This window comes from Haladaptatus sp. W1 (genome assembly GCF_001723155.1).
GTDB classification, from domain to species: domain Archaea; phylum Halobacteriota; class Halobacteria; order Halobacteriales; family Haladaptataceae; genus Haladaptatus; species Haladaptatus paucihalophilus.
Genome location: NZ_MEIH01000293.1, coordinates 53,262 through 69,354, shown reverse-complemented (window position 1 = coordinate 69,354; position 16,093 = coordinate 53,262). Strand labels below are relative to the sequence as shown.

Genomic DNA, 16,093 nt, shown 5'->3' with positions numbered 1-16,093 from the left:
ACTCTCGAACGCACGGCCGCTGTTTGCCGACTCGCTCGATGTTCGCCACCGCTTTGCGATTCGGAGGCGACGACATCCGGGGCCGCGGCTCGATCGCCGAATTCACGATAGGTTAGTGCCGAATACGGTTAAGCACGTCACTTGCTATCATCAACCATTGCTCGCTCCGGATTTCTCCTTCGTGACCGTCACGGGAACGTGCTTGTACGTCGGAATCTTCGATTCGGGGTCGAGTTCGTCGCCAGTGAGTTGATTGACGAGCGGTTCGGCGAAGTGGAACGTCAGGAACACCACGCCGGAACGAATCGACGGCGTGACCGCCACGCTCGCTTCCACCCGGCCGTGCTCGCTCTCGACGACGACCGTTTCCCCGTCCTCGATTCCCCGCTTTCTCGCGTCGTCGGGGTGTATCTGCATCGCGTCGGTGCTCCGAAGGCGCGTCAACACGTCGGATCGTCGGGTGACGACCCCGCTGTTGAAGTGCTCGATGACGCGCCCGGTCGTCAATACGAGTTCATCCTCGTCGTCCGGTTCCACGAGTTCGACCGGGACGAGCGGCACGTGTCGGTGTCCGTTGGCGAACGTCTCCCGGTGGAGGACACCAGTTCCTTCGCTCGCTCCTTCCGGTAACGGCCAGCGTTGACTTCCCTCCCCGATTTCCACGTACCGCATCCCGGTGTACTGCGGCGTCACCCGCCGTAACTCCTCGAAGACGGCCGCCGCCCCGCCGTAGTCGAACGCCCCTTCCGACGCATCGTTTTCGGTCGCTTCCTCGTTTCCCGTCGCCCGCATTAGCCTTCGACCGAGTTCCCGGAGAACGTCTAAATCGGCGCGCGCGTTCCCCGGTGGGGAGGCGACGGGACGCATCCGCTGTACCTGTCGATCAGTGTTGGTCACGGTTCCCTCCTTCTCCGCCCACGAACTCGCCGGGAGCACGACGTCCGCGTGTTCGACCGTCCTCGTCGGGAAGATATCCTGCACGACGAGACAGTCGAGCGAATCGAGTTCTCGCGCCGTTCGACTCGCGTTCGGTTCGGTCGCCGCGATGTTCTCGCCGAACACGAACGCGCCGCGAATTCCGTCGCCGAACTCGTGTGTCATCTCGACTTCCGTCAGACCGGGTTTCGACGGCGGTTCGACACCCCACACGTCTCCGATAGCGGTCCGGGTGTCCTCGTCCGTGACCGAGCGGTAGCCCGGGAGCACGTCGGGTAAACAGCCGACGTCGCTCGCGCCTTGGACGTTGTTCTTTCCGCGAAGCGGGTTGACGCCAGCACCGCGCTTTCCGATGTTTCCGGTGACCAGCGAGAGGTTGAGAAGCGCGTGGACGTTCGTCGTCCCGTAGCGATGCTGGCTCATCCCCATGCCGGTGAACGCCGCGGCGCGGTCCGCGGTGGCGTAGACGCGCGCGGCCTCTCGGAGGTCGTCCTCCGCGATGCCCGCGAGTTCCGCACACGCGCTCACGTCAACGTCGGCGATGAATTCCCGAAACGCGGCCACCTCGGACACGCGTTCGCGGAGAAACCCCTCGTCCTCCAACCCTTCCTCAAAAATCACGGCGCACATCGCGTTCAACAGCGGGATATCGTAGCCGGGTTTGACCGGCAAGTGGTGGTCCGCGATGGCGCTCGTTCGGTTGGTTCGCGGGTCGATTTGGATCACCGTCGTCCCCTCTTTCGCGGCCGGTGCGAGGTACGAACTGAAGATTATCGGGTGCTGTTCGGCGGGGTTCGAGCCACAGATGAGAAAACAGTCGGCGTCCCCGAGGTCCGAAAGCGTGTTCGTCATCGCACCGGCACCGAACCGACTCGCCATCGCCGCGACCGTCGAGGAGTGACAGAGCCGAGCGCAGTTGTCCACGTTGTTCGTGCCGAGGGTCCGAGCGATTTTTTGAAGCAGGTAGTCCTCTTCGTTCGTACACCCCGAGGAGGAGAAAAATCCCAGCGCGTCCGGTCCGTGTTCATCTATGATGCGGGCGAATTCGGTTTCGATTCGAGAGAAGGCCTCGTCCCAGGAAACGCTCACGAGGTCCCCGTCGCGGCGAACCTGTGGCTCGGTCAACCGCTCGTCGTGGCCGACGACTTCGTAGGCGGCTACCCCCTTCGGACAGAGTTCACCGCGGCGGTTCACCGCCGCGTGCCACCCTCGTCCCCGTGCGGACTCTCCGGACGTGCCCGTTTTCGCCGGTCGAACGCCGCAGCCGACGCCGCAGAAGGGACAGATGCTTTTCGCGTCCCGTTCGATGGTCCGATCGCCTCCGTCACCGGTTTGCTCACTTTCGCCACCGATTCGCTCCTCCGAGTTATCTCCCATGCACGTGCATGCAACCGGCCGTTGCTAATGCTTGTCGGGGGATCGAACGTCGAGTGGCTCCCGGCGTGGGATACGCACGACCGTCCGTCATCGTGGCCCGTCGTTACCTTACCACCACCTGTCTCCATGGCCGTGACCGACGGTCATCAGGAATCTCCGTTGCGGTCACGACTCTTCCGAATCTGACTCTTCCGAATCTGACTCTTCCGAATCTGACTCTTCCGAATCTGACCCTTCCGCATCGGACTCTTCCGCATCGAGGTGGTCGTGAAGCGCCGCTATCGCCGGTCCGAGGAGTTTTGGCTGTACATTCTCGTACTCGGTGCCGGGGTCCCACTCCTCCTCGGTCAGCAGGTCGCCGATGTCGAAGACCGCGGCCGCATCTACGCCGCGAAATTCGGCGACCGCGAACAGGGCCGCCGCTTCCATCTCGACGCTGACGACCCCCGCATCCGCGTACTCCTCGATTTCGGCCACCGTCTCGCGGTAGAACGCGCTCGTTGTCCACGTGGTTCCGCGGTGCGTCGTCACCTCGCTCTCTTCGAACCGCGCTTCGAGGTGGTCGGTGAGTTCCGGCGAGGGTTCGGCCTCGGCTTCTGGCGGGAGATAGTGATACGAGACGCCTTCATCCCGGATTGCCTCGTCGGCGATGATCGCGTCCGTGGGTTCTATCGAGCGTTGGAGCGTCCCGCTCCCGCCGACGATACAGAGCGCTTCCGCGCCCGCCGCGATGAGGTTCTCGGCGACGGTGCCCGTCGCGGGCGCACCGATACTGAACCCGCCGACGACGCCGACCGTTTCGTCGATGGGGTGCACCTCGAAATCCCGAACGATTGGTATCGGGTCGCCCGTTCGCTCCGCGAGTATCTTCTCGAAGAAATCACGTTGGTAGGTGATGATGACTGCCTTCGGAATCTCCACTCCGGCGTCGCCGCCCTGTCCGTCGATGGCGTCCGCGGCGGAGAACAGCGCGGGGGAATCGTACTTGTCGCCGTAGTTCGGAATCGGCATGTTGTTTATTTCCGTCGGGTATGGCAAATAAGATATTGATACATGGTAGCACCTTTCATCGGATTGCTCGTCGGCGTCCTCGAAAATTCCGTAGTCCACCCCGGCAATCCGCTGTGTCACTTCGCCGAAATCGGTGCGACCGTTCGGCGGTCCATCGAACCGATGGCGTGAAAATCGGACCGACTCGCCGTCCTACCGTCGCCTTACCGTTGCCCTACCGACGCGCGACCAGCACGAACGTCTCGGGGCGCTCGCGTCCCGATTCCACCTCGAACCCGGCGGCGGTGAGGAGTTCGCGCGCCGTTTCGAGGTCGTAGCGCTCGCCGACCGGCGGCCCGCTTTCACCCCGCCCGTCGGCGCTCCAGTCGGCGACGACTAACCGGCCATCGGGTCGAAGGACGCGTCCGACCTCCGCGAGCGCGTCCTCGCTCGCGAACTCGTGGAACGTCATCGTCGAGAACGCGGCGTCGAGTTCGTCGTCGTCGAACGGAAGGTCGTCGATGGTCGCTGTCACGAGCGCGACGTTCTCCGGGACGCCCTTCTCCCGGTAGTAGTCGTGCATCGCGTCCTGCATGTCGACCGCGTACACGCTAACGTTCGACGCCTCGCCGAACGAGGCGACGTCGTCCGTGTAAAATCCGGTCCCGCTCCCGAGGTCGGCGACGGTTTCGTCGGCACCGAGGTTGAGTCGTGCCAGTAACTCCTCGCGGGAGACATACCGATACCGCCCTGCGTCTTCGAGCTTTGCCGCCTTCTCGGGGTCGAACGTGTGAAAGCCCATCTCGTTCTCCTGTTGTGACCGGTCGAATAAAGAACCCCGTTTAGGCGAACTGGTTGACGAGGTTCATCAACGTCGCCTGGTCCTGCATCCCGACCATCCGCTTTGCGACCTCGCCGTCGGCGTACAACTGGAGCGTCGGCACGCCGCGCACGCCGTTCTGCTGTGCGAGCAGTTGGTGTTGGTCGATGTCCACCTTGGCGACGACGGCATCTGTCTCCTTCGCCACGGTCTTGACCACCGGTTCGAGCATCTTGCACGGGCCACACCAGTCCGCGTAGAAGTCTACCAACACGACATCGTTCGCCTTCGTAAGCTCATCGAGGTGCGACTCGCTCTCGACGTGAACCGGCTCTTTCGGGGTCCCCTCGTCTTCTTCCGTCGGTCCGTTCATCAACTCTTCCCGTTTTTGTTTCCTGATTTCGCTGATTTCGTCCGTCATCTACCCCACGATAGGGACCCATCCGACTTAACGGTTTTGCACTAATCGCACAATTCAACTTCTCGTCGTCGCTCGATGCTTCGTCACACCTAATGGCGAAACTATCCCGAATTCTCGCTTGAAATCCTACCTAGAAATCTCTCCGAACAGCTCTACAGAAATCTATACAGAATTCTTTTCGTATGTCTTGGCGGATTTCTATCGAGATATCCGCAAGCAGAAAGCGCCGTTACCGCCGACCGTATCCCCACTCTTCCATCACTCGGCGCACGTCGTCCACGTTCTCCAACCCCGCGCGGATGAGGGCTTCGCGCACGTCGAGGGCCATCACTTTGTCCCCATCGAACGTTCGACTCAGGTCCCGTTCCAGTTCGTCGATCTCGGTCGCCGTTTGGTCTTGTACGTACACCGGAACAGCGTCCCGGTCGGCTTTCACGGTTCGCCGCGCGAAAATGAACGGTAACGGGTCGGAACTCGTGGCCGTCGAATCCGTGGTCGAATCGGTGCTATCCGACTTGGAAGCGTTCGATTCTACCGTTTCGGTCTCCCCGCTCGAATCCGAGGTCGTAACGGTTTCCGTGCCGTAACCGTCGAGGTCGTCGCTGTAATCGTCGTCCGTCGCGCCGTACCTGTCGTCCTTGGTCATGCCTCGACCTCCACCGCGTTGACCGTTCCCTGTTGGACGATTCGCGCCAATTGTTCGAAGTTCGCGAGCAGATCGCCTTCGTACTCGCGGAGGTCACGGGTTTCGTCGCTTTCCGCGAACTCGAACAGGTTCATCTGTTTCTTCCATGCTTCCTTCAGCACGTCGCGCTTTCGAACACCGAACGGCGTCACTGGTTTCCCGTCCGTTTCGAGTTCCTCGCGCGTATCGCGGTAGATGTTCGAATCCCCGACTTCGTTCGGGACGACGGCGAGGATGCCCAACTCGAAGCTGTCGTCGAACTTCTTGAACCCGCGTTCCATGCTGTCGAGGGTGTCCTCCAGTCCTTCGATGGAGATACTCCCTTTTCGGGTGAGTTCGATGGGAATGAGTACGTTTCGCGCCGCGACGAGAGCGTTGTCCACGAGGACGTTCAGCGTCGCTGGCGGGTCGATGATGAAGTAATCGTACTCCCCGGCGACGGATTTGAGGGCGGACCGCAGTTGGAACTCCCGAAGCGACGTATTCCGCGCGGCCATCTCGCTCTCGATGTTCGCAAGCCCCTCGTGGGACGGCACGAGGTCGAAATCCTCCGTTTCGACGATGAGCGAGCGGATGTCCTTTTCGTCGTCCAGCAGGACGTGCCCGAGGTGGTCGCGGTCGCCGGTTTTCAACTCTTGGTAGCCCACGTGGTCGGTCAGGCTTCCCAGTTGGGGGTCCAGGTCGATAACGAGAACCCGCTCGTCTTGTCGGCCCAGCGCGGCGGAGACGTTGGTCGCCATGGTCGTCTTGCCGACCCCACCGGACTCACTCCACAGTGTGATGGCCCGTTTCATACAGTCGGTCGATATACGCTTCCCCCTCATAAATTCTCGTCAGACAACTGGGCGAAACTATGCGGATAGCTATCTTGATGGCTATCTATACGGAAAGATTTCTGGATATCTCTGCAGATTTCTGAATAGACATCTGGATAGCTGCGGCGGATTTCATGTGATTTTCGCCCCGGGTTCTCTGAAACGTGCGCCTCACATCGTTTCGGTCCGGATTTTTATTTGGATATCTCTGCGGATATCTCTCTAGAAAGTCATCTGGAAGTCTTTCCTCGACTGTATCTGTGTGATCCTTCGACCTCCGCGGCGACCCATTTGGGTATCTGGATAGATATCTGGTTATCTATCTAGGTGGCTCTCCAGATGGTTGTCTGACAATATGTCCGCACAACCCCACGAAGGAGCCCGCCTGTCGGTCGTTACAGTTCGACTTCCTCGCCGGTCCCCGCCTCGCTCGCTCGTTCGAACACGAACTCGCTCGCGGCCGCGTCGAGCACGGCCGACCCGACGCTTTCGACCACGACGATTTCCGAGTCCGAACTTCGACCGTCCGATCCCTCGAACACGTCGGAGAGCGGAACGAAATCGTCGGCGTCGAGATCGGTCGCCCGAACGTCGCCGATTTCAGCCACCTCCTCGGGGACGTCGCCGAACGTCTCGTCGGCGCGGGCGAACGTCTCCCGGTCGAGTTCGCGCATCTCCGGGCTGTACGCTCCGACCGCGATGACTAGCGTTCCGGGCTGAAGCGCCTCGCCGGAGAAGACCGGGCTTGTCGCGGTCGTCGCGGTGACGACGACCGTCGCGTCCGCCACCGCTTCGTCCGCCGATTCGACGGGTGTGGTCGGTATTCCGAGTTCCGACTCCAGTTCCGCCGCGCACTCCAGCTTGGAATCGCTCGGGGAGTAGACTCGAATCGACTCGACGTCGGTCGCGGCCGCGATACAGCGCGCTTGCCACCGGGCTTGCGTCCCCGCCCCGATGACGGCGAGTTGTATCGGCGTGGCGGCGGCGAGGTCGGCGGCCGCGAGTCCGCCGATGCATCCGGTCCGCGCGTTCGTGATTCGCGTCCCCGCGACGAACGCGGCGGGGCGTCCCGTTTCGGCGTCAGTCAGCGCGATTTGAGCGTTGACCGTCGGCAGCCCTCGATCGGCGTTCCCGTCGTGCACGCCGACCAGTTTCGTGGCGTAGTGGGCCGCCCCGTGGATGTACGCGGGCATGACGAGGCCGGTTCCGAGCGGCGCGTCACCCGCGAGCCCCGCGCCGACCGGGAAGTGGGGTCTGTCGGGGCGTTCGACGTCGCCGCGTCCCTGCTTGACGAACGCGTCGCGGACGACCGGTAGCAACGATTCGATTTCGAGGACCGACGCCACGTCGGCGTCGGAGAGGATTCGAACCATGGCGGGTGTTCTGCGCGAACGTACTTATTTTTCGACGATGGAACCATTATCCAGGAGGTCATTTTCTGATTCATGCGAGTCGTCGTAGTCGGTGGCGGTATCGTCGGTTGTTCGAGCGCGTACTACCTCTCGGAACGCGGGGCCGATGTGGTCCTCTGCGAGCGCTCGAACATCGGCGCCGGAAGCACCGAACGCTCAGCTGGCGGTATCCGCGCACAGTTTTCGACCCCCGTCAACGTCGCGCTCTCCTGCGCCAGCATGCGAGTCTGGGATCGGTTCGAGGAGGAGTTCGACGCCGACATCGCGCTCCGTCGTTCCGGGTACCTCTTCCTCGCCAGAAACGAGGACTCCGCGGACGAACTCGCGGAGACGGTCGCGATGCAAAACGAACAGGGCGTCCCGAGCGAACTCCTCACGCCCGAGGAAGCGCGCGAGGTCTGCCCCGGCCTCCGCACGGACCTGTTCCGCGCGGCGACGTACTCCCCGAACGACGGGTTTGCGGACCCGCATTTGGCCCTGCAGGCGTTCGCCGCTCGCGCCCGAGAGGTCGGGACGGACGTCCGAACCGGGGTCGAGGTGACGGACGTGCTCGGCGACGCCGGTGGTGTCACGGGCGTCGAAACGACCGACGGCACCGTCGATGCCGATTTCGTCGTCAACGCGGCCGGGCCGTGGGCGAGCAGGGTCGCCGAGATGGCGGGCCTCGACCTCCCGATTTCACCCGAGCGTCGCCAAATGGCGGTCGTGGACCCGGAGACGCCGGTCGCCGAATCGGTGCCGCTGACCATCGACCTCGATACGGGGTCGTACTTCCGCCCGGAGCGGGAAGGGGCCGCGCTCGTCGGCGGGCATTTCGGCGGCGACACGACGGCCGACCCGAACGCATTCGACCGAACGACCGACCTCGACTGGACCATCGAAGCGGTGGAGAAGGCGTCGGACTGGACGACCTACTTCGGCCCCGAATCCGAAATTCGCCGGGGATGGGCGGGTCTGTACGCCGTCACGCCCGACCACCATCCGATAATCGAGGAGACGATTCCGGGCTTCGTCAACGCGGTCGGCTTCTCGGGGCACGGGTTCCAACACGCACCGGCGACCGGGCAACTCGTCACCGAACTTGTCTTCGACGGCGAGCCGTCGCTCGTCGATATCTCCGGCCTCGACGCTGACCGATTCGAGGAGGGACGGACGGTCGACGAACGGAACGTCGCGTAACCCCTCGTCGCCCCCGACCCGTCCAATTTGCTGGCGCACATACATCTATTAGCCTCCCGTGGGACGGAATATTCGTGACGAACACCGTTCAACTGGACGATTTCTACGACCTGACGTTGGTGAGCGACCTCGCGCTCTCGCCCGACGGCGACCGAATCGCCTTCGTCGCCGACGAATTTGACGAGTCCGAGGACGACCGACGAACCTCCCTGTTCGTCGTTCCGGCGGACGGAGGCGACGACCCGTATCGACTCTCGCGGGCGTCGGACGCCGGGTCGCCGAAGTGGTCGCCCGACGGCGCGAAACTCGCGTTCCTCGCCGCCCGCGACGAGGACGTCTCCCTGTTGGTACGGGCCGACGATACTGACGAAGACGGCGATGAGGACGAGGCGGCCGAGGCGAACGGCGCGGACGACGAACCCAAACCCCAAGTCTGGCTGTTCGACATGGTTCGCGGCGGCGACGCTCGGCAAATCACCGACCGCGAGGAGGGCGTCCGCGAGTTCGACTGGGGACCGGACGGCGACCGACTCGTCGTATCGTCGCGCGACCCGACCGAGGCGGAACGCGACTACCTCGCCGACCTCCGGGACGGCGCCCCGGTCGAAACCGAGCGACTGCAACACCGGTTCGACGGTGAGGGCCTTCTGGACGACGTGACGACCTACCTGTTCGTCGTCGATATCGAAACGCGGGACACCCGCCGCCTCGACGACGCCTACGGCGGCGGCGCGTACGAACCGATGTTCGGTCTGCAACCCGCGTGGGGACCGGACCGAATCGCGTTCCTTTCGAACCGCACCGACCGCCCGGACGACTCCGGCGTCATGGATGTGTACACCATCGCACCCGACGGGAGCGACTTGCAGAAGATCACCGATTCGGACCTCGCCGCCGCGGGGCCGCGCTGGTCGCCCGACGGGTCCCGCCTCGCGTTCGCGGTCGACGACCCGGTGAACACGCACATCCCGACCCAGTTGTACGTCGCCGACGACGGCGACTATCGGTCGGTCACGGAATCGCTCGACCGGACGCTGGCACGCTCCCGGCGGTTCCGGTGGGTGGACGACGGGACGTTGCTCGCGGCCGTCGGCGACGAGGGGAGCACCCGCCTGGTGCGCTGTTCAGCCGACGAGGATTCGCCCGCGTTCACCTTCGACTCGCAGGGCGACTACCGAACCGTCCGGACCTTCGACTTCGCGGACGGGACGGTCGCGTTCCTCCTGACCGACCCCGGAACAGTCGGCGACCTGTACGCGATGGACACGACCGAACTCGACGCCGGGGAACCCGCTCGCGTGACCGACTGCAACGCGGCGTTCGAGGAAAGGTACGATACGTCCGGCTGTCGGCGCGTCGTCTACTCGAACGATTCCGACGACGAAATCGAGGGTATCGTCTACTATCCGTCCGACTTCGACCCCAAGGACCCCGACCCGAGGCCGTTGATAACCGCCATCCACGGCGGCCCGGTGTCTTACGACGCGCCGGAGTTCGCGTTCGAATACGCCTATTGGACCGACCGGGGATACGTCGTCCTCCGCCCCAACTACCGGGGAAGCAGTTCCTACGGCCGGGACTTCAGCGAATCGATCCGTGGCGACTGGGGTCCGCGGGAGTCCGAGGACGTACTCGCAGGTGTCGAGCACCTCGTCGAACGCGGGTGGGCCGATTCGGACCGCACCTTCGTCACCGGCTTTTCCTACGGCGGCATCACGACGGGCTATCTCGTGACGCGGACGGACCGCTTCGCCGCGGCCGCCGCCGAACACGGTATCTACGACCTCCGGTCGTCGTACGGGACCGACGACGCACACCTCTGGTGGACGAACGATTTCGGTCTCCCGTGGGAGAATCCGGAAATCTACGACGCCGCCTCCAGCATCACGGACGTCGGCAACGTCGAAACGCCCCTGTTGGTGACGGCGGGCGGCGAGGACTGGCGCTGTCCGCCCTCGCAGTCCGAACAGCTCTACGTCAGCGTGAAAAAGCAGGGCGTTCCCGCGAAACTGGTGGTCTATCCAGACGAACACCACAACATCGGCGACCCGGACAGGGCCGTTCACCGCCTCGAACAACTCACGGAATGGTTCACAACCCACGACTCCGAATCGGCGTAATGGCACGTTAGCCGTTGAACGGTCGCCGTTTCCGTTTAAACGGTCGCTCGCTTTATTCACTCGCTCGACTCACCCTTAACCGGGGAAACACTGATGAGTGAAACAGAAGCGAGAGAGAGAACGACACGGAGCACCGACACCGACGAATCGAGCCTGAAATGGCTGAGCGGGTTCGTATCGCTCGTGGGGGCGTGGATATTCATCTCCGCGTTCGTCTACCCGTCGATGTCGATGACGAGCTATTGGAACAACCTCATCATCGGCGCGGCCATCTTCCTCGTCGCGGGGTACAACTACTATCGCATGTCGCGGGGAATGTCGGCGAGCGTGGGTAGCTCGTCGTTCGTCGCGCTGTTGGGCCTCTGGATGATACTCGTCCCGTTCATCATGACTGCCTCGACGGCGTTCTGGAGCGACGTCATCTCGGGAATCGTCGTCGCCATCGTCGCCGGGTACAACGCCTACGCGGGCCGCAGTGAAAGAGCGGGCGCGCCTGCCGGAACCGCCTAAACTCGTTCCAGTTTCTCCAACTGGAACGACGCGAGATGGTATCGGGTGACGAGTACCGCGAACCCGACCATCACGACGGCGAACAGCGCGTGGAAGGAGAGTGCGGTCTGGTGCGAATAGCCGTTCCATAACTGGGCGATACCGAGCAACACCGGTCCGAAGCTGAATAGACCGGTCTGTACTGGCAGTTCTTCGAACAGTTCACGGAACGTAACGGATACTTCAGTAGTCATCAATCGGTTCTTGACGCCATTCATGGCCGGATGGTCAATACCGTTTCGAAATCGTTCGGCTATTTCTCGTCGTCCGTGACCGGCCCGTAGATGAGTATCTCGCCGTCCGCATCGACGATTATCTCGCAACCGCGAGCGGTAAAGGTGACCTTTCCGCCGGTCCGCGTCGTTCCGTCGTGTTTCTCCTCGAATATCGCGTCCAACGCATCGGGGTCTACGCTGTCGTAGAGCCACGTCTGTTTTTCTGCACTCCGTCCAACTATCTCTTCTACGCCTCGGATGATTCTCGTGCTAGGGCCGTCGGTCTCTCCGGCGACTCGATACGCGTTGCGTCCGTCCCGATCGAGATCCGCCGCCCGTTCCGTGAATTGTCCTTCTGTCATAATCTACTGTTCTGTCTGGTTAGTTAGACAGTTAGACTAATCACAGCAATAAAAGAATCTCGATTGTATCTGAAACTAATATAATTATATAATATTAGAAATATCTAATCAAAAGACGATGAATCACGTAGCGGTACCAGTACGGTACTGTTATCGCGACCGCAACTTCATGTTACGTGAACGCCTGTTCTTCCATCCCGACCGTCTACGCTCGTCTGCCCCTCCACAACCCCAGAATGACGACCGCGACCACCGCTATTGGTACCGTGAACCCCGGTAAGCTCGTGTTGCTCGACGGGGAATCCGCTTCGGGGGTCGATTCCTCTCCCGTCGTGCTCGTTCCCGAGGTACTCGTCGTCTCGTCCGCGGACGTATCGTTCGTCGCGCTCGTCATCGACCCCGGTCCGAGTTCCAGCACCCAGCCGTCCTTGGCTTCGGCACCGAACCCGCCGGTCTGCCCGGCGAGCAGGAAGCCGCCATCGTGTGTTCGTATCGCGGGCCATGGTTTATCCCACGCGTCGCTTCCGTACGCCTTCTCCCACTGAAGCGTCCCGTCGGCTCCCGTCTTCACAACGTAGCCGTCCGCGCTACCGATTCCGCCGGTGAGCGTCCCGCCGGTGAACAGGTAGCCGCCGTCGTCCGTTCGCATCGCCGAATCGAGCCAATCGACTTCGCCGCCGCCGAACCGTTTTTCCCACTGTCGCTCGCCGCTCGCGTCGAATCGGAACACCCAGCCGTCGCGCGATTCGCCGCTCTCGGATTCACCGGCCACGACGATACCGTTTTCGTCGCCGGTCGCCGCCCAGACCGCTTCCCGGTCCGCGCCGCCCAGCGTTCGCTGCCACTGCCGTTCCCCGTTGTCGCCGACCCGGAGTATCCACGCGTCTTGGCTCCCGCTCTCGACTTCTCCCGCGAGGAGGTATCCGTCCGACGTGGGAACGACGGCTTTGAAGCGCCCCGTGCTCCCGTCCGGTGTCGCGTACGTCCGCTCCCACGCCTTCGCTCCCGACGTATCGTGTTTTACCAGCCATCCGCCGACGCCGCCGTCACCGCGCGTCCATCCCGAGAGGACGTACCCATCGCCGTCCTGTTCGACCCCGTAGAACGCCCCCGTTCCCGGCGTCCGTTCGCGTCGCGTCTCCCCGTCCGCATCGAGTTCCAGCACCCATCCCATCGGGGTGCCGCCGCGGTCGGTTCGCCCGGCGGCGACGATGCCGTCGTCCGTCGTGACCACCGAGTACAGTCGGTCCGTTCCCGGCCCGGAGAACGTTCGTTCCCACTCCGTGTTTCCGTTGCCATCGATTTTCATCACCCAGCCGTCGATACCGGAGCTATCGCTCTCGGTTTCGCCCGCGAGGATGTAGCCGCCATCGTCCGTTCGGGCGATGTCCGCGAAGATGTCGTCGCCTGACCCGCCGTACGTTCTGTTCCACCGCTCGTTCGGTTTCGAATCCCCTTGCGGCTCGGCCGTCCCTATCGCCATCGCCCCGACCGCGGAGGCGACGACCAGGGTAAACACGAGAATCGTCGGGCGTCTCATATCCGGTTCGTCGGGAGTACGCCAGTTTGTTATGCTTCTCCTGCGTTCGAATCAAGGGCCGTCTGTTCGTCGGTTGTCGTCCCCTGTTCCGCTGGAATCCGAACACCTTCGTCGGTGGACCGTTTCCGGGACGGCATGGTTCGAACCGCGATATATTTCGCACTCGTCGGTATGTTCGCGTGGGGCGTCTGGGCGCTGTTTGCCGATTACGCCACCCGAACGCTCGCGCCCGAAGTGGCGATGGCCATCTCCTACACCGTCGGCGTCGGCGTCGCAATCGCGTACATCGCCACTCAAGCCGGTCCCGTGTCGTTCTCCGAGTCGGGCGTCGCCTTCGCCGTCGCTGGCGGTCTGTTCTCCGGCATCGGTTCCATCAGCTACTACGTCGCGCTGCAACGCGGCAATACCGCCGTTGCGACGACCGTGACCGCCCTCTACTTCGTCGTCGCCGCGGTTCTCGGCGCGGTGTTCCTCGGCGAATCGGTCGATATTCGGGACGTGGCTGGTGTCGGGTTGGCCGTCGGCGCGGTCGTCCTCTTGGCGACCTGAGCGTGCTCAACGGCAAAAATATATCCCAATTCGCTATATCCATCCATCAGTCTCGTGGTTCGTCGGCCACGCTTCGGACGTTCGTCGCCGTTCCGAGAAAAAGTCGCGTTTGCGGCGGCTCGCTCGGCTCAGCCGTCGTCTTTCTCGTCGTCCTCGTCGCCCCGCCAGCCGTCTTTGCCCTCGTTTTCGTCCGTGTCTTCGTTCTTGTCGTCGCGTCCGTTCCAGTCGTGCTTTCCGGGGGAGAACAGCCAGAGGACGTTGTTCTCGTGGTCGCCGTCCTCGCCGACGAGCACGCGGCCGTCCTCAAGCGTAAAGATGTTGTCGGGATTTGCGAGCGTGTTCACGAGCATACCGTTCGCGTCCGTGCCGTCCGCGCCGGGGGCGACGACGTTCGCCTCCGGACCGCCGACCAGCGACGGTTCGATGCGGCGGATGTCGTAGTTCCCGGTCAGCCGCGCGGTGTAGACGGCTCCGTACCCGTCACCTTGGAGCATCATGTCGCCGTCCACGTCGCTCATCGTGTCGCGGATGTTCGAACAGGCGATGTTGATGAAGTCGCCCGGCGTGGCGTCGCTCGGAGCGCTGACGCCTTCGAGCTTCTGCCACTCGTTCGTCGCGCCGACCGCGGCGGCGGCCTTTCGGGTTTCGAGGAACGCTACCCGGTCGTCCTCGGCATTGCCGTTCGCCCACTCTCGAATCTCGTGGTCGGTGATGTAGTTCGCCTCGTACCCGTCCGCGGCTGGGTCTTGGCCATCGTACTCGCTGATCCACGACTCGATTTCGTCCTCCGTCGCGTGCGCCAGTTCGACCCACTCCACGTCGAACCCGGCTTCGGTCACGTCGTCCGTCGCGTCCTGCTCCAGTTTCGCGGCGAAGAGCGTCCCGGCGGTCAAGTCGCCCGCCTCGTCGGCGACGAACTTGTAGAAGACGCCGCCTCCGTAGTCGTCGGTGAGGTAGACGGTGCGCTCGTCGGCCATCACTTCGCCGACCTCGTGGGACGCGCGGCCCAGCGCGAACCGTTTCGTCGGCGTCGCGTCACCGGCCGGATCCTCTACTTCCACGATGTAGCCGTAGCGGTAGGCGTTGCCGAAGTAGCCGAGGTACTCCTCGAACGTCTTCTCGGCGTTGCCGTACGTTTTCTCGTCGGTTTCGAACCACGCCTTCGCGTCCGGTTCGTACTCCTCGCTGGACAGCGGCGTGTTCCACGGGCTGAGCGACCCGTTGCAGTTGTTCCACGTTCCTTCCATCTGGCGTACGTCGAGGTTTTCGATGCTGTCCGAATCGACGCTCCACTCCGCGGCATCGTCCTCGCGGCTGATGAACAGCCGCGAAATCATGCCGGGTTGGGCTTCCCAGTTCGTGAAGAGGTAGCCCTCGTCCTCGCCAGTCGGCACGAACGCGTTCATGTCGGATTCGGCTTCGTCCGAGATGGGGTTCCCGTCGGCGTCGTTCGGCACGCCGAGCAGGTCGCCGTTTCCGAGCTTTTGTGCGCCCGTCGCCAGCACTTGGTGCTCGCCGACGGCCGTCCGAGTCGTGCGTTTTTCGGCGTCGGTCGTCGGAACCGAGAGGTTCGGGACGTCCATCGGAACTTCCGCCCCGTCGATTCCGACGACGGCACCGACGACGCTCGCGTCGTACGGTGCCGGGTTGTCCTCGTTCGGGTGCTGGACGTTCAGGAACAGCTCTCTGCCGGGTGCGACGCGGAGACCAGTGACTTCCGCTCCGAGCGGGACGGTGGCGAACCGCGTCAGGGATGGCTCGTTCGGGTTGCTATGGTCGCCATCCGTTTTCGTCTCCTCGGTGGTCTCGTTACTATCGTCGTTTTTCTCGGCGACCGCGATGCCGGTCGTCGAGAGTGCCGTCAGACCGAGGAGGCCGAGCGTTTTCCGCCGGGAGTATGTTTCTGGCATACGGTCGCTTGATTCGACAAACCGATAATCAACGTGTATATGTTGATACTAATGGGGTACATAGCGGCTGTGTACCGAATATAGAATATATTCGCTCGAAACTATCCGAGAACTGTCTCACCCGACGCATGTCCGACTGCATTCGATTTCGGCGTCTATTTACGTCTTTTCCGTTCAGGTTGTTCTCCAGATAATTCGTCTTCGATGTGCGTT

16 protein-coding genes are annotated in these 16,093 nt (G+C 62.8%); 5 read left to right on the top strand and 11 right to left on the bottom strand.

The features are described from left to right. Positions 1-150: 150 nt before the first annotated feature. The gene (locus tag BG842_RS14420) at positions 151-2,313 is read right to left on the bottom strand and encodes a molybdopterin oxidoreductase family protein (RefSeq protein ID WP_069451274.1); all 2,163 of its coding nucleotides are present in this window, start codon (positions 2,311-2,313) and stop codon (positions 151-153) included. A gap of 165 nt (positions 2,314-2,478) precedes the next feature. Continuing rightward, complete coding sequence (locus BG842_RS14415) at positions 2,479-3,324, bottom strand: nucleoside phosphorylase (RefSeq protein WP_069451273.1); 846 nt, start codon at positions 3,322-3,324, stop codon at positions 2,479-2,481. A gap of 42 nt (positions 3,325-3,366) precedes the next feature. On the opposite strand from BG842_RS14415, the gene BG842_RS30615 reads away from it, so the two are divergent. Next, on the top strand, positions 3,367-3,495 hold the full coding sequence (locus BG842_RS30615) for a hypothetical protein (RefSeq protein WP_394327479.1): 129 nt from the start codon (positions 3,367-3,369) through the stop codon (positions 3,493-3,495). Positions 3,496-3,538: 43 nt separating this feature from the next. On the opposite strand, the gene BG842_RS14410 is transcribed toward BG842_RS30615, so the two are convergent. From BG842_RS14410 to BG842_RS14390, 5 genes are all read right to left on the bottom strand, one after another. After that, a complete protein-coding gene (locus BG842_RS14410; protein ID WP_069451272.1) occupies positions 3,539-4,105 on the bottom strand; it encodes a class I SAM-dependent methyltransferase in 567 nt (188 codons plus the stop codon). Positions 4,106-4,145: 40 nt separating this feature from the next. After that, positions 4,146-4,544, bottom strand: a complete 399-nt coding sequence (trxA, locus tag BG842_RS14405; RefSeq protein WP_069451271.1) for a thioredoxin — start codon at positions 4,542-4,544, stop codon at positions 4,146-4,148. A gap of 229 nt (positions 4,545-4,773) precedes the next feature. Then, positions 4,774-5,190 (bottom strand): hypothetical protein, encoded by a 417-nt coding sequence (locus BG842_RS14400; RefSeq protein ID WP_069451270.1) that lies wholly within the window; start codon positions 5,188-5,190, stop codon positions 4,774-4,776. Beyond that, the gene (locus BG842_RS14395; protein ID WP_069451269.1) at positions 5,187-6,023 is read right to left on the bottom strand and encodes a ParA family protein; all 837 of its coding nucleotides are present in this window, start codon (positions 6,021-6,023) and stop codon (positions 5,187-5,189) included. Before BG842_RS14395 ends, BG842_RS14400 begins: the two co-directional genes overlap by 4 nt. A gap of 416 nt (positions 6,024-6,439) precedes the next feature. Next, entirely contained in the window at positions 6,440-7,417 is a 978-nt protein-coding gene (locus BG842_RS14390) for an ornithine cyclodeaminase family protein (protein ID WP_069451268.1), read from the bottom strand. Positions 7,418-7,489: 72 nt separating this feature from the next. Here BG842_RS14390 and BG842_RS14385 point away from each other — a divergent pair, with 72 nt between their 5' ends. The 3 genes from BG842_RS14385 to BG842_RS14375 all read left to right on the top strand — a co-directional run bounded on the left by BG842_RS14385 (position 7,490) and on the right by BG842_RS14375 (position 11,265). Continuing rightward, positions 7,490-8,635 (top strand): FAD-binding oxidoreductase, encoded by a 1,146-nt coding sequence (locus tag BG842_RS14385; RefSeq protein ID WP_069451267.1) that lies wholly within the window; start codon positions 7,490-7,492, stop codon positions 8,633-8,635. 74 nt (positions 8,636-8,709) lie between these two features. Then, a complete protein-coding gene (locus BG842_RS14380) occupies positions 8,710-10,755 on the top strand; it encodes a S9 family peptidase (RefSeq protein WP_069451266.1) in 2,046 nt (681 codons plus the stop codon). A 93-nt stretch (positions 10,756-10,848) separates the two neighbouring features. Further along, entirely contained in the window at positions 10,849-11,265 is a 417-nt protein-coding gene (locus BG842_RS14375) for an SPW repeat protein (RefSeq protein WP_007978097.1), read from the top strand. Here BG842_RS14375 and BG842_RS14370 read toward each other — a convergent pair. The 3 genes from BG842_RS14370 to BG842_RS14360 all read right to left on the bottom strand — a co-directional run bounded on the left by BG842_RS14370 (position 11,262) and on the right by BG842_RS14360 (position 13,421). After that, positions 11,262-11,498 carry a hypothetical protein gene (locus tag BG842_RS14370; RefSeq protein ID WP_254663178.1) on the bottom strand — a complete coding sequence of 79 codons (237 nt, stop codon included), beginning with the start codon at positions 11,496-11,498 and terminating at the stop codon, positions 11,262-11,264. The genes BG842_RS14375 and BG842_RS14370 overlap by 4 nt on opposite strands. 59 nt (positions 11,499-11,557) lie before the next feature. Continuing rightward, the gene (locus tag BG842_RS14365; RefSeq protein ID WP_069451264.1) at positions 11,558-11,881 is read right to left on the bottom strand and encodes a HalOD1 output domain-containing protein; all 324 of its coding nucleotides are present in this window, start codon (positions 11,879-11,881) and stop codon (positions 11,558-11,560) included. 205 nt (positions 11,882-12,086) lie between these two features. After that, on the bottom strand, positions 12,087-13,421 hold the full coding sequence (locus BG842_RS14360) for a hypothetical protein (RefSeq protein WP_069451263.1): 1,335 nt from the start codon (positions 13,419-13,421) through the stop codon (positions 12,087-12,089). A gap of 135 nt (positions 13,422-13,556) precedes the next feature. On the opposite strand from BG842_RS14360, the gene BG842_RS14355 reads away from it, so the two are divergent. Beyond that, a complete protein-coding gene (locus BG842_RS14355; RefSeq protein ID WP_007978089.1) occupies positions 13,557-13,970 on the top strand; it encodes an EamA family transporter in 414 nt (137 codons plus the stop codon). A 128-nt stretch (positions 13,971-14,098) separates the two neighbouring features. Here BG842_RS14355 and BG842_RS14350 read toward each other — a convergent pair whose 3' ends face one another. Beyond that, positions 14,099-15,880 carry an alkaline phosphatase PhoX gene (locus BG842_RS14350; RefSeq protein ID WP_069451262.1) on the bottom strand — a complete coding sequence of 594 codons (1,782 nt, stop codon included), beginning with the start codon at positions 15,878-15,880 and terminating at the stop codon, positions 14,099-14,101. Positions 15,881-16,093 lie beyond the last annotated feature (213 nt).

Coding starts and splice junctions, on each gene's coding strand:
- BG842_RS14395 (WP_069451269.1), bottom strand. CDS start 6,023: ATGAAACGGGCCATCACACTGTGGAGTGAGTCCGGTGGGGTCGGCAAG.
- BG842_RS14360 (WP_069451263.1), bottom strand. CDS start 13,421: ATGAGACGCCCGACGATTCTCGTGTTTACCCTGGTCGTCGCCTCCGCG.
- trxA (WP_069451271.1), bottom strand. CDS start 4,544: ATGACGGACGAAATCAGCGAAATCAGGAAACAAAAACGGGAAGAGTTG.
- BG842_RS14410 (WP_069451272.1), bottom strand. CDS start 4,105: ATGGGCTTTCACACGTTCGACCCCGAGAAGGCGGCAAAGCTCGAAGAC.
- BG842_RS14355 (WP_007978089.1), top strand. CDS start 13,557: ATGGTTCGAACCGCGATATATTTCGCACTCGTCGGTATGTTCGCGTGG.
- BG842_RS14370 (WP_254663178.1), bottom strand. CDS start 11,498: ATGACTACTGAAGTATCCGTTACGTTCCGTGAACTGTTCGAAGAACTG.
- BG842_RS14365 (WP_069451264.1), bottom strand. CDS start 11,881: ATGACAGAAGGACAATTCACGGAACGGGCGGCGGATCTCGATCGGGAC.
- BG842_RS14375 (WP_007978097.1), top strand. CDS start 10,849: ATGAGTGAAACAGAAGCGAGAGAGAGAACGACACGGAGCACCGACACC.
- BG842_RS14385 (WP_069451267.1), top strand. CDS start 7,490: ATGCGAGTCGTCGTAGTCGGTGGCGGTATCGTCGGTTGTTCGAGCGCG.
- BG842_RS30615 (WP_394327479.1), top strand. CDS start 3,367: ATGGTAGCACCTTTCATCGGATTGCTCGTCGGCGTCCTCGAAAATTCC.
- BG842_RS14400 (WP_069451270.1), bottom strand. CDS start 5,190: ATGACCAAGGACGACAGGTACGGCGCGACGGACGACGATTACAGCGAC.
- BG842_RS14420 (WP_069451274.1), bottom strand. CDS start 2,313: ATGGGAGATAACTCGGAGGAGCGAATCGGTGGCGAAAGTGAGCAAACC.
- BG842_RS14390 (WP_069451268.1), bottom strand. CDS start 7,417: ATGGTTCGAATCCTCTCCGACGCCGACGTGGCGTCGGTCCTCGAAATC.
- BG842_RS14350 (WP_069451262.1), bottom strand. CDS start 15,880: ATGCCAGAAACATACTCCCGGCGGAAAACGCTCGGCCTCCTCGGTCTG.
- BG842_RS14415 (WP_069451273.1), bottom strand. CDS start 3,324: ATGCCGATTCCGAACTACGGCGACAAGTACGATTCCCCCGCGCTGTTC.